Below are 16643 nucleotides of genomic sequence, written 5' to 3'. Positions count from 1 at the left end.
GCGTCGGAGCGGCTGCAGGAGGGCGAGTGGAGCCGATCGATGGGGTCAGCCACGGGGCAGGAGGAGGCGGGACAGGGCGGCGGTGGCGAGGAGGAGGGCGGCAACGGTGAGGAGGCCGATGCGCATGCCCGGCAGGGAGAAGCCCCCGCCCGGGCCGGAGAGCAAGCTGCCGAAGAGGGCGACAGCGAGCGCACCACCGGTTTGGCGGAGGGAGTTGAGCAGCCCGGACGCGGTCCCCGCGCGTTCCTGCGGGACGGCGTCCATCATCAGCGCGGTCAGGGCGGGCACCGCGAGCGCCCCGCCGACACTCAGCGGCAGCAGCAGGACGAGTACCAGCCATACCGGGGTGTGCGCGGCCAGCGGCAGCATGGCCACCATCGCTCCGGTGAAGATCAGCTGCCCGGCGACGATCACCGGCCGCCGTCCGATCCGCTCCGCCAGCCGCGGCGAGACCAGGTTGGTCGCCGTCACCACCGCCGACATCGGGACGAACATGAGCCCGGCCGCGATGGCCGACATCCCGCGCAGCTGCTGGTAGTACAGCCCGAGCAGGAAGATTCCGCCGTAGAAGGCGGCGTTGACGGCGAAGCCCACCGCTAGCGGGACGGCCACCCGGCGGTCCGTCAGCATGCCCGGGGGGACCATGGGTTGGCGGTGCCGGGCCTCCACCACGCGGAAGGCGCACCCGGAGGCGAGGGCGAGCGCGGCGGCGGTCAGCACGGGGCCGCTGGTCCAGCCCAGATGGCCGCCCTCGATCACCGCGAAGGCCAGACCGGCCAGGGCCACTACGGCGGTGAGCTGGCCGCCGCCGTCCAGCGCGGCGGGCCGGCGCGGGGAGCGCGGCACCCTGGCCAGCAGGCCCAGGATCACAGCACCCACGGGGAGGTTGAGCAGGAAGACCGCCCGCCAGCCGGCCGAGTCGGTGAGCAGCCCGCCCAGCACCGGGCCCGCGGCCATCGCCACCGAGCCGCCGACCGTCCACAGCGCGATGGCGCGGGCACGCGCCCGGGCGTCCTCGTAGGCCTGCCGGATCAGCGCCAGCGAGGCCGGCATCACGATCGCGGCGGCGGCGCCCTGCGCCACGCGCGAGCCGACCAGCACGCCGATGCCGGGCGCGAGCGCGCAGCCGAGGGAGGCGAGGGTGAACAGGGCGACACCCCAGGCGTAGGCACGGCGGGCCCCGGCGCGGTCGGCGAGGGCGCCCGCGGAGAGCATCAGGGCCGCGAACATCAGGGTGTACGCGTCCACCACCCATTGCAGCCCGGCCATCCCGCCGCTCAGGGAGTCCCGGATCGCAGGCAATGCGATGTTCAGGGCCGAGACGTCGATGGTGATCACGGTGAATCCGAGCAGCGAGGCGACCAGCGCGACGCCGCTCCGGTGCGGTGCGGCGGGGGCCTCGGCGGACGGCGCGGTTGGTCGGGCCTGGTCCGGCTGTCGTGACCGCCCGCGCGTCGACAGTTCCGAGGCCTGCCCGGGGATGGATGCCGTGGTCGGGGAGGGGGGCGGAGCAGGGGTGGCGGGCATGGTGAACTCCTCGGCAACTGCGGGTGACGGCTCATCAGAGAGAATTGGGCGGGCGGTCGCAGCCGCCGGAGCCGCGGTCCGGTGTCTCGCACCCCCTGGGCCCCCGGCGGACGGGCCGCCCGCTCCGGGATCAACTCTCCACCCGCGCGTGGCCGCCCGGCAGACCACGCTGTGCCCGGGGTGCGGCGTTCCAGGCACTGACACGGCCCCCCACGCTCCTTGACCGCCTGCGACAATGGCCGAATGGCAGCAGCGGATACGAGAGGCACGGAGCTCGGCCGATACCTGAAGGCCCGCAGGGCGCAGGTGCGCCCGGAGGATGTCGGCCTCCCGGCCGGCGCGGGCCTGCGCCGCACCCCCGGACTGCGCCGGGAGGAGCTGGCCGCGCTGGCCGGAGTGAGCGTCGACTACTACATCCGCCTGGAGCGAGGCCGGGAGACCAACCCCTCCCCCGCCGTGGTGGACGCCCTCGGCCGTGCCCTGCGACTGCGTGGCGACGGTTACGAACGCCTGCACGAGCTCGCGGAACTGGCCTCCGGCCGGTTCTCCGAGCTGCCGGCCAGCTCGAACCACACCGTCCGCGACTCGGTGCTGCGGATGCTCGAGTCGGTGCGCCCGCTGCCCGCCTATGTGGTGAGTCGCTACAACCGCGTACTGGCCGCGAACGCGCCCGGCCGACGGCTGATGCCCGGGCTCTGGGACTGGCCGGAGGACCGGCGCAACCTGACCCGCTACGTCTTCCTCCACCCGGTCGGCCGGACGCTCTACGAGCCGTGGGAGGACACAGTCGCCCTCTCGGTGGCGCATCTGCGGGCAGTCGCCGGGGCCGACCCGGACGATCCCGAACTGACCGCGCTCGTCGGTGAACTGCTTCTGAAATCACCGGAGTTCGCGCGACTCTGGGAGCGGTACGACGTCTGCGAACGCGGCGGCGGGCAGAAGTCCTTCCGGCATCCGAAGGCCGGCCCGATGACCCTGACCTACGAGGTCATGCGACTGGCCCGGACGGGGGGCCAGCGCATGGTGGTCTACCAGGCACCCCCCGGCACCCCGGATGAGACGGCCATGCTCCGCCTGGAGTCTGCGGACAACCGACCGGAGTCGGCGCCCTCGGACCATCCGGAGGCGGCCGCCGAGTCATGCCCCGCCGGTACGCCCTCCCCGGCCCACGCCTCCGCCGGCTGAGCCCGGGCCTCCATCCTCGCCTCTTCGGGCACCGGAGCCCCCGGCGAAAGCGCCGGCCGCAGGTCGCGCTGGAATGTTCGAGCACCGGGCTCCTCGCCGACCGACCAGCACAGGATCTCCTTCTCCAACCGCCCTTGCTCGCGGGGCGTCGCCGGTTCCTGGGGCGGGCACCCGGCAGCTCAGGACAGGAAGCGGCCGTAGGGGCCGTTCCGTATCGACAGCCATCGCGAGTCCGGGGATCTAAGACCGAACTTGCGCCAGACGACGTGCGGCTTTCGTCTCATTCAGCGGCGTTCACGCTCGTTCGTAGGCCACCCACTGGGATCGTGCGCCTGAATCAGCGGGTGCGGGTGCCGGCGGCGAGCCACGTTTTCCAAACATGTCGGGTGTTCGGCACCTCGGGATTGTCCAGGAGCCAGAGAACGTAGCCCGCGTGGATCTGTGCGAACGGGGTTCCCGAGCGATGAGCCTTGTGGAGCCTGCCGCGCAGTTCGACTCCGTCTACCGCCCGGGCCACACGAACGTATTCACGGTCCTTGCACCGATAGACCCGCTGGACAGCGAGGTCGACCAGATCGACGAGTTTCGTTCTGACCTGGTCCTCGTGATCAGCAGTGGCCAACTCCCTGATCAGAGATTGCTTCGTACCCCACGCCTTCGCGTGCTGTGTCCACTCCTGTGGGTACCGGGCCTCCCATTCCAGGAACAGCAGGGCGAAGGGCAGCCCCGCCCACGTGCTGATCTCCCCGGTGGCATGCCTGCTCCACAGGGCTTCGGGCAGACAGTGGCTTGCGGCCTCGTCGTAGGCCTTCCGAGCAGCTCTCCGGTCCCGCGCCTTGAACCGCAACCGGGGGGTCGGGTGCCACGCCTTGATGATCCGGAGACGAGCAGACTCAACCTCTCGTCGGGCACTGGCCAGTCGAACAAGGGCAGCGGCACGTTCGTCAGGGTCCGTTGCTATCAGGCCGTAAGCCCACGCCAAACGCTCAGTCCACCCGTGGCCGTCGTCGACGCCCGAGCCCGCCATCTCTGTCACGCGACAGATCATCGCCCGAACGGCCCGTTGGCGCGATCCCTTTACGCATGACAGCGGAGGCAAGGTCATCGCAATGACCAATCCCGCCAGAGCTACGGATCAGAAGGCTTGTGACAACCACGACGCCGGACGGGGCATCCTCACCGTCAAGGCCAGCGGCGCCCTCCACACCCCGGCCACCCCTCTCCTCACCCTCGACGACATCGACGAGGCCGTCCGTCGGCAGGTCACCTTCCGCTCCCCCGGCGCGTGAGCTTGGTAGTCGGAGACACATGCGCCGCCCCAGCCGACTCGCCCCCTCAGCTCGCCGTCCGCCGGATCCGCCCCGCATACCGCTTCTCCAGTTCCAGGTTGCCCTCGAAGCCGCCGGGGACGTTGGCGGAGACGTAGACCGGAGGTCGGTCGCCGGTGGTGAGGAGGTGGGCTGCGGTCTCGGCGACGGTCATCTGGACGAGCATGACGCCGGTGAGGGTGGACAGGGCGCAGACCGAGCCGCCGTCGGGGAGTTCGAGGAGGGCGTCGCCGCGTGGGGCCGCGTTGTCGAGGACGACGTCGGCGAGGTCGGCGAGCTTCTTGCCGCTGGGGTGGCCGGCGGGGACGGCACGGGTGTGGGCGAGCGAGGTGATGGCGAGCAGGCGGTGGCCCCGCTCCTTGGCGTGCAGCGCCATCTCGACGATCACGTTGTTGACGCCGGAGTTGGAGATGACGACGAAGAGGTCCTGGGGGCGCGGTGCGGCGAGCTCGTAGAGCCGCTCGGCCACGCCCGGCCGGCGTTCGAGGAGCGGATCGTCGAGGACGCTCGGGGCGTCGCCGCCGTACAGGACGAGGTCGGCGATGCTCAGCCGGTTGGTGGGCACCAACCCGCCCGCGCGACCGGCGAGTTCGAGGACGAGGGCCTGGGAGTGGCCGGTCCCGAACGCCTGGACCACACCGTCGGCGCGCACGCAGTCGGCGATCAGTCCGGCGGCCCGGGCCACGTCGTCCCGGGCGGACTCGGTGACGCGGTGGAGGACGGCCAGGCCCTCCCGCGCGAACCTCTCGGCGCTCACGGACTGGACGGACTCGACGGACACTCGGCACTCCCCACAGTGGCAACGACAGTTGGTGGATTGAACCACCTTCTGCAATCCTATCGGTGAATCAATAAATCATACGCGGTCCTGGTATTCAATCAGCGCGTCAAAGGGTGGCTGGTACCTTCTCCCCATGCCCTCGACCGACGTCACCACCCTGATCCGCACGGAACTGCCACGCCTGGCCGGCTCTCTCCGCAAAGTCGGGGAGCTCATCCTGGAGGACCCGGCCGCCGTCACCCACTGCTCGGCTGCGGAACTCGGTCGCCGCACCGGCACCTCCCAGGCCACGGTGACGCGCTTCTGCCGCGCCATCGGCCTCGACTCCTACCAGCACCTGCTGATCGAGCTGGCCCAGGAGCGCGGCCGCGGCGAGGCGTCCGACTGGGGCAGCGCCGAGATCGGCCCCGACATCTCCCCTGACGACGACCTGGAACGGGTCGTGCAGGTCGTCGGCAGCGCGGACCTGCGGGCCGTGCAGCAGACCATCGACCGCATCGACCTCGACGCGATCGAGCGCACGGCACAGGCCATGGCCCGCGCCCGCCGCATCGACGTCTACGGCGTCGGCGGCAGCGGCGCGGTGGCCCAGGAGACGGAGACCCGCCTGTTCCGCATCGGTTGCACGGTCCGCGGCTGGACCGAGGTGCACGCCGCCACCACCTCCGCCGCCCTGCTCACCCCGGCGGACGTCGCCATCGGCATCTCCCGCTCGGGGGTGACCCGCGAGACCATCGAGCCGTTCGAGCTGGCCAAGGAGCGCGGCGCCACCACCGTGGCGATCACCGCCGACCCGCGCTCGCCGCTCGCCCGCGCCGCCGACATCCGGCTCATCTCCTCCACCTCGGAGACCAGCTTCCCCACCGGCATCATCGGCGCCCGCCACTCCGTCCTGGTCCTCATCGACTGCCTGTACGTCCGGGTCGCCCAGCTCTCCTACCAGCGTGCGAGCGCGTCGCTGGCACTGACCGACCACATCGCCGGTCAGCACGCGGTCAAGAACCGTCGCGCTCGGTGAACCGCACGCACATGCAGGATCGAGCCAACCGAAAACCGTGAAGATGGTTGTTTGAACCATCCTCACGGTGCCACCATGGGGCCCCGCCGAGCATCCCTCCTTCGTAGGAGCCCCATGCGCGTCACCTCTGTCGAGTCGACCGAGCTGTTCGTCGGAACCGCGGAGCAGCCGCGCCAGGTTCTCGCCGTCGAGCTGAGCCACGTCCCCGGCCGCAGCGTCCGCCTCACCGTCGAGGGCCCCGGAGTCGCCGGAGAGGCCGTCGCCACGACGGACGACGACGGCGCCCTGCGCGCCGAGATCCCCGTGACCGCCACGGGGCTCGTCCCCGGCGACCACCGGGAGATCACGGTGACCGCCGAGGACGGCGCCCACGTCGCGCGGCACAGCGCCGCGTTCACGGCCGCCGAGCCCGGCTGGACCATGTTCATGGTCAGCCACTTCCACTACGACCCCGTCTGGTGGAACACCCAGGCCGCCTACACCGAGACCTGGGACGTCGCCGACGACCCCGCCCTCACCGGCCTGCCTGCCCGCACCTTCGACTCGCGCGGCCAGTCCGGCATGAGCCTGGTCCGCGCCCACTGCGACCTGGCGCGGCGCGACCCGGCGTACACCTTCGTGCTCGCGGAGGTCGACTACCTCAAGCCATACTGGGACGCCTTCCCGGAGGAGCGCGCCTTCCTGCGCCAGCTGATCCGCACCGGCCGCGTCGAGATCATGGGCGGCACCTACAACGAGCCCAACACCAACCTCACCGGCGCCGAGGCGACCGTACGCAACGCGCTGTACGGCGACGGGTACCAGCGCGGGATCATCGGGGCGTCGCCGGAGACCGCCTGGCAGCTGGACGCGTTCGGGCACGATCCGCAGTTCCCCGGGCTGATGGCGGACGCGGGGGTCACGTCCAGCTCGTGGGCGCGCGGGCCGTTCCACCAGTGGGGACCGACGCTGTCCGTGTTCGGCGAGGAGCCGAGGGACCCGCGACGGATGCAGTTCCCGGCCGAGTTCGAGTGGATCGCCCCCTCGGGGCGCGGGCTGCTGACCGCGTACATGGTCAACCACTACGGCGCCGGCTGGGCGATCGACAACGCGCCGACCCTGCCCGAGGCGGAGGCGGCCGCCCTCAAGCTGTTCAGGGGGCTGAAGAAGGTCGCGCTCACCCGCAACGTGCTGCTCCCGGTCGGCGGGGACTACGCACCACCGTGCCGCTGGGTGATGGCCATCCACCGCGACTGGAACGCCCGGTACGTCTGGCCGCGCTTCGTCAGCGGCATCCCGCGCGACTTCTTCGCCGCCGTACGGGCCCAGCTCGCCGAGGAGGGCCGCCGGGCCTCGCCGCAGACGCGGGACATGAACCCCGTCTACACCGGCAAGGACGTCTCCTACATCGACACCAAGCAGGCCCAGCGCCACGGCGAGACGCTCCTCGCCGACGCCGAGGCCTGGGCGACGCTCGCCGCCCTCGTCACCGGCCACCCCTACCCCGACGCGGCCCTCGACAAGGCGTGGCGGCAGCTGATCTACGGCGCCCACCACGACGCCATCACCGGCTCCGAGTCCGACCAGGTCTACATCGACCTGCTGACGGGCTGGCGCGAGCTGTACGACCTCGCCCGGGCCGTGCACGCCGACGCGACCCAGGCACTCGCCGACCGTGTCACCCCGGGCAGCGGCCCCGACCTGGTCGTCTTCAACTCCGCCACCTGGGAACGCCGGGACGTGCTCTCGGTCGACGACCCGGACCTCGTCCCCCTCGACGACGGCTTCCAGCCCCTGCCCGCCGTGCGCGACGAGGACGGATGCCTGCGGGTCGTCGCACCCAAGACACCGGGTACGGGACTCAGGGCGCTCCCCCTCGCCCGGGGTCCCGTGCCCGGTTGGGCCCGGGGCGAGGGGACGACGATCCGCAACGAGTTCTACGAAGTGACGGTCGACCCGGCACGCGGCGGCGCCGTCAGCAGCCTGCGCGCCCTCACCGAAGCGGACGGCGGCCGGGAACTACTGCGGGCCGGTGACGTCGGCAACGAACTCGTCGTGCAGGAGGAGTACCCGAGGCACCCCCGCTTCGGCGAGGGTCCCTGGCACCTCACGCCGACCGGCACCACCGTCGCCCGCAGCCGCGACGTGAGCGCCGACATCGATGTCGAACACTCCCCCGCCGGGTCCCGCATCACCGTCCGCGCCGACCTCGGCGTCTTCCGCTACACGCAGCGGCTGACCCTGTGGACGGGCGTCGACCGCCTGGACGTGTCCACCACCGTCGACGGATACGGCGGCGCCGACCGGCTGATCCGGGTGCGCTGGCCGTCGGACGTGCGGGGCGGGCTGCCGGTGCACGAGGGGGCGGACGCGGTGATCGGCCGCGGCTTCGGCTTCGTGGACGTGGACAGCGAGCGGTTCCCCTGGACGCTGGACAACCCGGCGAACACATGGTTCGGGCTCGGCTGCACGGCACGGGTCGCCGTGCACGACGACTCCGGACGGTTCCTCGGGCACCGGGCGATCGGGGTCGCCGAGCTGGTGTTCGCCTCCTGGGAGGAGGCCGGTGACCTCGGCACCCCGCTCGCGGCCGCCCTGGTCCGCGCGGGCGTCACCGCGACTTCGACGATCGCGGGCGGCCCCCGGTACGGCGATCTGGAGGTCGACTCCAACCTCCCCGACATCCGCGTGGCCGTCGGCGGGCCCGACCGCAACGCCGTGGTCGCCGAGGCCCTCGGCTGGGACCCGGCCGCCGCGCGCGAGCTGCGCCGGCAGCTCGCCGACGGCGGGGTCGCAGCGGTGTGGGTGGCGCCGCGCGCCTCCCTGCGCGAGGAGTGGGTGCCCGGGGCGGACCTGCGCGACCTCGAACGGCTGCCGCTGCTCGTGGTGGCGGGCGCCCTCCTGGAGGACGACGCCAAGGCCGTGGACGCGCTGGTCGACCAGCTCGACGACACCGCGACCGTGCGGGCCACCGCGGCGGGCGGCGGCGAGGCGCTGCCGCCTGGCGACGCCTGGGACGGCCGCAGCTTCGCCCTCCTCAACCGCGGCACGCCGGGCTGTGTCGTCACGCCCTCCGGCGACCTCTACATGTCCCTCATGCGCTCCTGCACCGGCTGGCCCTCCGGCATCTGGGTCGACCCACCCCGCCGGACCGCCCCCGACGGATCCGCGTTCCAACTCCAGCGCTGGTCCCACACCTTCGAGTACGCCGTCGTCGCGGGCGAGGGCGACTGGCGCGAGCTGCGGCTGCCGCAGGCCGGCCATGCGTTCAACCACCCGCTCACGGCACGGTTGAGACGCCCGTCGGACAAGGCGGCGGTGCTCCCGAGGGCGGCGACCCTGCTGGAGCTCGAGCCCACGGGCACGGTCCTCCTCGACGCCCTCAAGCCGGCGGGCTCACCGCTCGCCCGCGGCAGCGTGGCGCCGGCGGATCCCGGGCGCGGGGTCGTCGTCCGGATGCACGAGGTGAACGGCCGCCCGGCCCGGGCACGTGTGCGCGGCCCGCACGCGTGGACGGCCTCCGCCCGGGCGGACGTACTGGAACGGCCCGGGGAGCCCCTGACCCCGGACGCGGACGGCGGGCTGGAGGTGCGCCTGACGGGCTTCGAGGTGGCTACGGTCCTGGCGACACCCGACTCGGCGGCGACGACGGAGGCCTCAGGCATCGCCGCCCACGAGCCCGCCCAACCCGTCCCCACCCGCTACTGGTTGCACAACTGCGGCCCCGCGCCCCGCGGCAACCTCCCCGTGGCGGTGTACCTCTCGCCGAGCGTGCTCGCCGTGTCCGGCCCGGTCACCGCGACGGTCCGGGTCGGCTCGGAGTTGACGGACGCGTCGGTGGCGGGGGCGGTGCGCCTGACGGTGGCGCCCGGCTGGTCGGTCGAGCCCGCCGAGGTGCCGTACGCGCTGGGCCCCGGCGGGTTCACGGTCGGCGAGGTCACCGTGGTGCCGCCGCCGGACGCGGTGCCCGGCCGGCACTGGCTGAGCGCGCGGCTGTCGTACGGCGGGCAGACGTACGAGGACGTGGTCGCCCTCGACGTGCCGGGCGAGCCCCCGGGGCCGACGCTGGTGTCCGGGATCGGAGTGGAGCGGGTGGCCGTACGCCGGGGCGAGCGGTTCCGGGTCCCGGTGACCCTGCGCAACCCGACCCGGGGGCCGGTGAACGGCACCCTGTGGGCCGTGTCCTCCTGGGGCACCTGGGCGGGGGTCGCGCCGGGCTGCCAGGGGTTCACGGTGGAGGCCGGGGAGGAGGCGGAGTACGTCGTCGAGGTGGACGGCTCGGCGGTGCCGCCGGGCACGTACTGGCTGATGGCGAAGCTCGCCTGGCACGGCTGTGTGGCGTACACGGAGGCGGTACCGGTGGAGGTGACACCGTGAACGGACACGGGGCCCATGGACCGGCACACGCGGAGCACGCCGCCCTGGTGCACGGTGAGGCCGTCCCCAGGGCCCGGGTGGATGCCCTGCTCACGGCCGTCCCCGCCCGTGATGGCGAGGCGCGCCCCGAGGCGCTCGCCCGGGCCGAGCGGCAGCGGCGGCGCTGGGCGACCCAGGTCGTCGTCACCGACGAACTCGCCCGCAGGACCTGCGAGGAACGCGGGCTCGCGCCGCCCGACGAGGTCTCACCGTCCCGGGTGCTCGCGGTGGCCGGTACGGACGTCGCCGACCTCGGCAGCATCGTCGCGGCGGCGCTCGCCCACTCCCCGGCCGCGCGCGCCCTGCTGGCCGAGCTGGAGCGCGAGCAGGAGGTCCCGGAGTCGGCCGTACGCGACTACTACGACCGCAACCCGGACCGCTTCCTCACTCCCGAGGCACTGCGTCGGGGCATCGACCCGTTCGGCGGGGCGGCCCCGGAGGACTTCCTGCCCTACGAACGCGCCCGCGACGGCATCGCACGCGAGCTGCGACGCACGGCGGGCCGACGGGCCTTCTTCGACTGGCTGGACCGGGCCCGCTCGGGGGTGGTGTACGCCACCGGGCACGAGCACCCGGGCGACCCGTCCCACCCGGACCACGAACACCGGCACTGATCGCGCTCCCTTCGCGCCCATCTGACGACGGAACCGAAACGCAACACGGCAACCCATTGACCTCCGATGAATTCTGGTCCACCTTTTCATCAACCGGGGTCAGAGTTGGTGATTTGAACCAGCAGGAGGCAGCAGCTATGCGTGCGAGAAGACTGACCGGAACCCTCACCTGTCTCGTCACCCTGACGTTGACGGCCGCTGGCTGCGGCCTGTCCGGTGGCGGGTCCGGCGACGGCTCCGCCACCGCCGGCGGGTGCAAGGTGGCCAAGGGCAACGTCGGATCGGGGAAGCTCACCGGCGAGGTGAAGGGCAAGATCACCTTCCAGACCACCAACCTGAAGAAAGACTTCAGCGGCTACTTCAACGGCGTCATCAAGGCGTTCGAGAAGGCGCACCCCGGCACGAGCGTCAAGTGGATCGACGACCCGGGCGACGCCACCTTCACCCAGCGGCTGGTCGCCGACGCCCAGGCCTGCACCCTGCCCGACGTGGTGAACATCAACGTCAACACCGCGATCGCGCTCACCAAGAACGGCTACCTGCTGAACCTGGACAAGAAGGCGCCCGACGCGGGCAAGCCGTTCACCACCGCGATGTGGCAGTCGAGCACCTTCCCCGACTCCTCCGGCACCGACGTGCACAGCGTCCTGCCCTGGTACTCCGGCGGCATGGTGCAGACCTTCAACAACGATCTGCTGAAGGAGGCGGGCCTCGACCCGGCCAAACCTCCGACGACCATCCTCGGTCTCTTCGACGACGCCGAGAAGATCGCCAAGGTCTCCGACGGCAAGTACTACGCCTTCCTCGCCAACCCCCAGCTGCGCATCCCCGCCGACTGGCAGCAGATGGGCGTCAAGGTGCTCACCGCCGACGGCAAGAAGTTCACCTTCGCCGACGACCCGAAGACCGCCCAGTGGGTCGAGGGCATGACCAAGCTCTACAAGGCGGGCGCCATGCCGCGCGACTCGCTCTCCTCCAACCAGGACCCGTCGACGGTCTACGGCCAGGGCAAGCTGGTCTACGGCTCCACCAACCCCAACTTCCTGCGCTTCATCCAGCAGAACAACCCGAGCGTCTACAAGACGACCGGCGTCGCCCGCTACATGCTGGACGCCCTCGGCCACACCGTCGGCGCCCCGCAGTACATCGGCACCGCGTCCACCAGCAAGAACGCCTCGACCGCGCTGGCCTTCGCGCAGTTCCTGACGAACGCCCCGAACCAGCTGGAGTGGGCGAAGGACCCGAACGTCGTCATCTTCCCGTCCACCACCGCCTCCCTGAACGACCCGTTCTTCCAGTCGGTCCAGGGCGACGACCCGTTCGCGCAGGCCCGCAAGATCGTGGCGAGCGATCGCCAGACCGCGACCGCCGACGAGATCGCCCTCACGCCCGGTGAGCTCAACGCCATCTCAGCGCAGGTGCAGCTCGCCATGCAGGGCAAGAAGAGCGCCCAGGACGCCCTCGACGAGGCCCAGTCGAAGGCGAACGCGCTGATTGCGCAGGGCAGCTGACGATGACGACACTGTCATCGGCGCCCGTGCCCACCGCATCGGACACGGGCGCCCCGGCCACCGGGCGCCCCGCCCGGTGGCGCAGGCTCCGGGCGGTGCTGCCCGGCCCCAGCGCCGACGCGGGCGGCGCCGCGCTCTACCGCCGCTGGTGGCTGCCCTGGCTGTGGATGGCGCCGGCGATCATCGGCGTGACGGTGTTCGGGGTGTATCCGTTCCTGAACACGCTCCTGCTGTCCTTCACCGACGCCAAGCCGCTCGGCGGCGCCGCGTCCTTCGTGGGCCTGGACAACTACACCCGGATGTTCGGCGACTCCGACTTCTGGCTCGCCACCCGCAACAGCCTGCTGTACGCGCTGATCGTCGTCCCCCTGATGGTGCTGCTGCCGCTGCTGCTGGCCGTCCTGGTCGAGAAGAACCTGCCCGGCATCGGCTTCTTCCGCTCCGCCTTCTACACGCCCGTCCTCGCCTCCAGCGTGGTCGTCGGCCTGAGCTGGCAGTGGCTGCTGGCCGACCAGGGCCTGGTCAACACCTGGCTGCAGAAAGCCCACTTGATCCGGTCCGCCATTCCCTTCCTCTCCGACTCGTGGCTGATCCTGCTGTCGGCGATGGGCCTGACGCTGTGGAAGGGCCTCGGCTGGTACATGATCTTCTACCTGGCCGCGCTGGGGAACGTGCCCAAGGAACTGCACGAGGCCGCCGCCGTGGACGGCGCGGGCGCCGTGCGCCGCTTCTGGCACGTCACCGTGCCCGGCGTACGGACCTCGATGATGCTGGTCGGCACCCTCACCGGCATCGGCTCGCTGCGCGTCTTCACCGAGATCTACATGCTCGGCGGCTCCACCGGCGGTCCCGGCGGCGCGGACCGCACGCTGCCGTTCTACATCCGGGACGTCGGCCTGGACCCGCTCACCGGAAACGCGGGCTACGGCTCCGCGGTCAGCGTCGCCCTCTTCGTCCTCACCCTGGGCCTGACACTCATCGCACAGCGCCTGACGAAGGAGGACGAGGGATGACCACGGCCGTGGACAAGCGCCGCCTCATGCCGCGCTGGCGGGACTACGGCCGCCCCCGCGAACTCGTCGTGCGCTACCTGCTGTTGCTCTTCGTCCTCGGGATCACCGTCGGCCCGCTGCTGTGGCAGGTGCTGTCGTCGCTCAAGGGCGCCGGCGAGGACGTGTTCGGCGCGGGCGCCTCGCTCTTCCCGCACCATCCGTCGCTGCGGGCCTATCGGCAGGTCTTCGACCAGGTCCCGGTGTGGACGTACATCGCCAACAGCCTGGTCGTGGCGCTCCTGTCGATCGGCAGCCAGCTCGTCTTCTCCACGCTGGCCGGCTACATGCTCTCCAAGCCCGGCTGGAAGGGCCGCAAGCTGGTGTGGGTGCTGCTGATGGCCTCCATGATGTTCCCCTTCGAGTCGATCATGGTCTCCCTGTTCCTCAGCGTCCGGGACCTGGGCCTGGTCGACCACCTGGCCGGCGTGTGGCTGCCCGGTTTCGTCGCCGCGATCAACGTCCTCATCATGCGGGCCGCGTTCCTCGCCGTCCCGCGCGAGATCGAGGACGCGGCGATGCTCGACGGCGCGGGCGAGTGGAAGCGGTTCCGGTACCTGTACCTGCCGTCCGCGTACGGCGCGCTCCTCGTCGTCACCATCAACACGTTCATCAGCGCCTGGGACGACTTCCTGTGGCCGCTGATCGTGCTGCGCACCGAGGACCACTTCACGCTGACGCTCGGGCTGGCACGGTTGCAGTCGTCGTCGTTCGGCTACGACCAGCGCCTGGTGATGGCGGGTTCGGTGATCTCGGTGATTCCGGTGCTGGTGCTGTTCGTGATCACCCAGCGGTGGTTCTACAGAGGAGTGTCGTCCGGCGCCGTGAAACTCTGAGTCGGTACGGCGGTGAGTGCCGCCCGCGCCGACTCGGCGACGCGGATCTCCACCGTGCTCTGCGAACCGGCGCCGACCTGGGGGAAGGCAAGCGTGCGGGTCTCGCCCGGCGCGAGGTCGACGGCCTGGAAGCCGCGGAGTTCGAGGGTGCGGGGCCAGACAGGGGCCCGCAGGCGGCGGATGTAGAGCTGCGCGACGGTACGGCCGTGGCGCAGCCCGGTGTTGGTGACGTCGACGCGGACGGTTCGCCCGTCCGCACGCGGCGGGCCGTACGCGAAACTCGTGTACGACAGCCCGTGCCCGAAGGAGTACAGCGGCTCGGCGCTGTCGTCGACGTAGCCGCCGTACTCGGTGTCCTTGTGGTTGTAGTACACGGGGAGTTGAGTCGCCGAGCGCGGGACGGAGACCGGCAGACGGCCGACCGGTTCCGCGCGCCCGAGCAGCACCTCGGCGATCGCCTCGCCGCCCCAGGGCCCCGGATACCAGGCGGTGAGCAGCGCGGCCGTGTGGTCCGCCGCCTCGGGGACGGCGTGCGGGCGGCCCTGGACGAGGACGACCACGGTGGGCGTACCGGTCGCGGTGACCGCGTCGAGGAGCGCGTGCTGGGCGGGGCCCAGGCGCAGTCCGGCGAGGTCGACGCCCTCGCCACAGGTCATCTCCGAGACGGCCTTGCGCGCGGCCCCGTTGGCGTCGAACTCCGTGTCGGGCGTACGGGCGCTGCTGCCGCCCAGGACCAGGACGGCCAGGTCGGAGGCGGCGGCCGCGGCGACCGCCTCGGGGATGCCCGTGCGGTCGTCGCCGGTGAGGGCGCAGCCGCGGGTGTGCCGTACGGCGGTGCCGGGTGGGGCCAGCCGGCGCAGCGCGTCCAGCACGGTGCATCCGGTGCCGGGGAGTTGGGGGGCGGTGTAGTCACCGAGCTGGTGGGCGGTGGTGGCCGCGTGGGGGCCCAGCACCGCGATCCGGGAGACGTCGGGGCGGATCGGGAGTACGCAACGGTCGTTGTGGAGGAGCGTGACGGCGGCGCGGGCGAGCGCGGTGCTCAGCTCGCGCCCGCGCTCGGCCGACGGCGGGGGCGTGTGCGGGCCGTACGGCCGCTCGAACAGCCCGAGCCGGAACTTCAGGCGCAGTACGCGGGCCACGGCGGCGTCGACGGCCTCCTCGCCGACCAGCCCCCGCTCGACCGCCTCCTCCAGATGCGTGAAGCCCTCGTCCCACAGGCTCAGGTCGACACCCGCGTCGAGGGCGAGAGCGCCGGCGGAGACCTTGTCCCCGGTGACGCGGGCCAGCCGGTCCACGGCGAGACCGTCCGCCATGACCAGCCCGTCGAATCCCCACCGCTGTCGCAGGAGCCCGTCGAGCAGGGCACGGTTTCCGCAGCACGGCAGGCCGTCCACCTCGTTGTACGCGGCCATCACGGCGGCGGCCCCGGCGCGGACGCCGGCCCGGGCGGCGGGCAGGTGGATCTCGTGCAGCTCACGCGGGCCGAGCTCGGACTCCGCGGAGTTGCGGCCGCCGACGGTGGCGCCCTGACCGGCGAAGTGCTTGAGGACGACGGGGGCCTTGTCGGCGGCGAAGCACGCGTCGTCGGGTTCTCCGAGCTCCCCCTGCATGCCCCGCACCAGTGCCTCGGTGAGCCGGGCGGCCAGGTACGGGTCCTCGCCGAAGCACTCCTCCGTACGGCCCCAGCGCGGGTCGCGCGCGATGTCCAGCGCGGAGACCAGCGCCACGTGCCCGCCGCGGGCCCGCAGTTCGGCAGCGGCGTGGGCGGCGGCTCGCTCGTACAGCTCCGGGTCCCAGGTGGCGCCGACGGCGAGGTTCACCGGCAGGACGGTGCCGTCCAGGGCCATGTGGCCGTGCGGTACCTCTTCGACGAACAGCGCGGGAATGCCGAGCCGACTGCGCTCGACGACATGCCGCTGCACGAGGTCGGCGAGGCCCGCGCTGTCCGCCACCCCGGGCCCACTGCCGTGCCCGACCCCGGACCAGGCGTCGGCCCGCATCAGCCCGTAGAGCGCCCCGAGCCCCTCGAAGCGGTCCGTCTCGGCACGCAGGGCCTCGGTGATCTCGAAGCCCCCGTCGGCGGTGCGCCGATAGGCGTCCCAGCCGTACATCCGCTGGTTGAGCTGCCCGACCTTCTCGCGGAGGGTCATACGGGAGAGGAGGTCGGCGACGCGGGCGGGGAGGGGGGTGCTGGGGTCGCGGTACGGGGGGAGGGCCGAGCCTCCGTGGCGGATGGCGCCGGTGCAGGCCCCGGTGGCGCGCGAGTCCCCGTGGGCCGACGAGCAGGGGTGCCCAGCCGCCGCGTCGGCCGCGGGATACGAGTCGAACCGCGGAGCGTCGGCCCGGTCGCCCGCGGGGTGCAGAGCGTCGGCCACGCCAGCCGCCGAACCCGACACCTC

General features: G+C 72.2%; 12 protein-coding genes. 8 read left to right on the top strand and 4 right to left on the bottom strand.

Going from position 1 to position 16643, the window contains the following annotated elements; all coding sequences use genetic code 11:
* Positions 1 to 45 precede the first annotated feature (45 nt).
* Positions 46 to 1527, bottom strand: a complete 1482-nt coding sequence (locus AC067M_RS19930) for an MFS transporter (protein ID WP_478698315.1) — start codon at positions 1525 to 1527, stop codon at positions 46 to 48.
* Between the two features lie 243 nt (positions 1528 to 1770).
* Between AC067M_RS19930 and AC067M_RS19925 the strand changes: the two genes are divergently transcribed.
* Positions 1771 to 2712, top strand: a complete 942-nt coding sequence (locus AC067M_RS19925; protein ID WP_478698314.1) for a helix-turn-helix domain-containing protein — start codon at positions 1771 to 1773, stop codon at positions 2710 to 2712.
* Between the two features lie 337 nt (positions 2713 to 3049).
* Here the strand turns inward: AC067M_RS19925 and AC067M_RS19920 are convergent, their stop codons facing one another.
* The gene (locus tag AC067M_RS19920) at positions 3050 to 3739 is read right to left on the bottom strand and encodes a hypothetical protein (protein WP_478698416.1); all 690 of its coding nucleotides are present in this window, start codon (positions 3737 to 3739) and stop codon (positions 3050 to 3052) included.
* A gap of 82 nt (positions 3740 to 3821) precedes the next feature.
* On the opposite strand from AC067M_RS19920, the gene AC067M_RS19915 reads away from it, so the two are divergent.
* The gene (locus tag AC067M_RS19915) at positions 3822 to 4001 is read left to right on the top strand and encodes a hypothetical protein (RefSeq protein ID WP_478698313.1); all 180 of its coding nucleotides are present in this window, start codon (positions 3822 to 3824) and stop codon (positions 3999 to 4001) included.
* Positions 4002 to 4047: 46 nt separating this feature from the next.
* On the opposite strand, the gene AC067M_RS19910 is transcribed toward AC067M_RS19915, so the two are convergent.
* Positions 4048 to 4821, bottom strand: a complete 774-nt coding sequence (locus tag AC067M_RS19910; RefSeq protein WP_478698312.1) for a sugar isomerase domain-containing protein — start codon at positions 4819 to 4821, stop codon at positions 4048 to 4050.
* A gap of 133 nt (positions 4822 to 4954) precedes the next feature.
* Here AC067M_RS19910 and AC067M_RS19905 point away from each other — a divergent pair, with 133 nt between their 5' ends.
* The 6 genes from AC067M_RS19905 to AC067M_RS19880 all read left to right on the top strand — a co-directional run bounded on the left by AC067M_RS19905 (position 4955) and on the right by AC067M_RS19880 (position 14244).
* The gene (locus AC067M_RS19905; RefSeq protein WP_478698311.1) at positions 4955 to 5839 is read left to right on the top strand and encodes a MurR/RpiR family transcriptional regulator; all 885 of its coding nucleotides are present in this window, start codon (positions 4955 to 4957) and stop codon (positions 5837 to 5839) included.
* Between the two features lie 114 nt (positions 5840 to 5953).
* Entirely contained in the window at positions 5954 to 10195 is a 4242-nt protein-coding gene (locus AC067M_RS19900; protein ID WP_478698310.1) for a glycoside hydrolase family 38 N-terminal domain-containing protein, read from the top strand.
* Positions 10192 to 10848, top strand: coding sequence for a peptidyl-prolyl cis-trans isomerase (locus AC067M_RS19895; protein ID WP_478698309.1), 657 nt, complete (start codon positions 10192 to 10194; stop codon positions 10846 to 10848). The genes AC067M_RS19900 and AC067M_RS19895 overlap by 4 nt, the downstream gene beginning before the upstream one ends.
* A gap of 137 nt (positions 10849 to 10985) precedes the next feature.
* Positions 10986 to 12359, top strand: coding sequence for an extracellular solute-binding protein (locus tag AC067M_RS19890; RefSeq protein ID WP_478698308.1), 1374 nt, complete (start codon positions 10986 to 10988; stop codon positions 12357 to 12359).
* A 2-nt stretch (positions 12360 to 12361) separates the two neighbouring features.
* Positions 12362 to 13372, top strand: a complete 1011-nt coding sequence (locus tag AC067M_RS19885; RefSeq protein WP_478698307.1) for a carbohydrate ABC transporter permease — start codon at positions 12362 to 12364, stop codon at positions 13370 to 13372.
* Positions 13369 to 14244, top strand: a complete 876-nt coding sequence (locus AC067M_RS19880; protein ID WP_478698306.1) for a carbohydrate ABC transporter permease — start codon at positions 13369 to 13371, stop codon at positions 14242 to 14244. Before AC067M_RS19885 ends, AC067M_RS19880 begins: the two co-directional genes overlap by 4 nt.
* On the opposite strand, the gene AC067M_RS19875 is transcribed toward AC067M_RS19880, so the two are convergent.
* Positions 14208 to 16394, bottom strand: a complete 2187-nt coding sequence (locus AC067M_RS19875; RefSeq protein ID WP_478698415.1) for a glycoside hydrolase family 3 N-terminal domain-containing protein — start codon at positions 16392 to 16394, stop codon at positions 14208 to 14210. The genes AC067M_RS19880 and AC067M_RS19875 overlap by 37 nt on opposite strands.
* Positions 16395 to 16643 lie beyond the last annotated feature (249 nt).

This window comes from Streptomyces sp. NPDC043427 (assembly GCF_056436655.1).
This window is presented reverse-complemented; position numbering and strand designations above follow the sequence as displayed.

Excerpts from the sequence above, each read along its gene's own strand:
- AC067M_RS19880 (WP_478698306.1), top strand. The coding sequence starts at position 13,369 with ATGACCACGGCCGTGGACAAGCGCCGCCTCATGCCGCGCTGGCGGGAC.
- AC067M_RS19875 (WP_478698415.1), bottom strand. The coding sequence starts at position 16,394 with ATGACCCTCCGCGAGAAGGTCGGGCAGCTCAACCAGCGGATGTACGGC.
- AC067M_RS19900 (WP_478698310.1), top strand. The coding sequence starts at position 5,954 with ATGCGCGTCACCTCTGTCGAGTCGACCGAGCTGTTCGTCGGAACCGCG.
- AC067M_RS19930 (WP_478698315.1), bottom strand. The coding sequence starts at position 1,527 with ATGCCCGCCACCCCTGCTCCGCCCCCCTCCCCGACCACGGCATCCATC.
- AC067M_RS19920 (WP_478698416.1), bottom strand. The coding sequence starts at position 3,739 with ATGGCGGGCTCGGGCGTCGACGACGGCCACGGGTGGACTGAGCGTTTG.
- AC067M_RS19885 (WP_478698307.1), top strand. The coding sequence starts at position 12,362 with ATGACGACACTGTCATCGGCGCCCGTGCCCACCGCATCGGACACGGGC.
- AC067M_RS19915 (WP_478698313.1), top strand. The coding sequence starts at position 3,822 with ATGACCAATCCCGCCAGAGCTACGGATCAGAAGGCTTGTGACAACCAC.
- AC067M_RS19925 (WP_478698314.1), top strand. The coding sequence starts at position 1,771 with ATGGCAGCAGCGGATACGAGAGGCACGGAGCTCGGCCGATACCTGAAG.
- AC067M_RS19890 (WP_478698308.1), top strand. The coding sequence starts at position 10,986 with ATGCGTGCGAGAAGACTGACCGGAACCCTCACCTGTCTCGTCACCCTG.
- AC067M_RS19905 (WP_478698311.1), top strand. The coding sequence starts at position 4,955 with ATGCCCTCGACCGACGTCACCACCCTGATCCGCACGGAACTGCCACGC.